Raw genomic sequence first — 430 nt, forward strand, 5'->3', positions numbered from 1 at the left:
ATTACCTGCAGCGCAATGGCGTGGCGGTGGGCGTGGCCGATCTGATGATGACCGTGCCCAATCGCAGCCTGCGCCTGCTGACGCCGGATGAGCTGCGCCAGTACGGCCTGGATGGCACCAACGCGGTGCAGGACGATCTGGAACGGATCAAGCAGATGCGCGCCTGCGGCGATGACTTCGTGCAGCGCAAGGACGCGTTCCTGATCGCCTTCGACCAGCAGTGCAAGCGCGACGGCGCCGACATGGAATCGATCAACAGCTGCGGCCAGGCCCTGAAGCAGCGCTTCGGTTTCCCGGATGCGGTATGCCCGGACGAAAGCCCGCTGTCGGAGATCGATGTGGCGACGCTGCCACCGGCACCGTCGGAGCCGCCGCCGGTGGCCGAGCAGCCGCCAGCGAACACCGCCGCGCCCGCCGCGCAAGCTGATGC

At 67.7% G+C, this 430-nt stretch carries 1 protein-coding gene; it reads left to right on the plus strand.

The features are described from left to right. On the plus strand, positions 1–430 hold a 430-nt coding region (locus tag D7X55_RS46730), incomplete at both ends, for a hypothetical protein (RefSeq protein WP_199747435.1).

Origin of the sequence: Corallococcus sp. AB049A, from assembly GCF_003668885.1 — a bacterium.
GTDB lineage: Bacteria > Myxococcota > Myxococcia > Myxococcales > Myxococcaceae > Corallococcus > Corallococcus interemptor.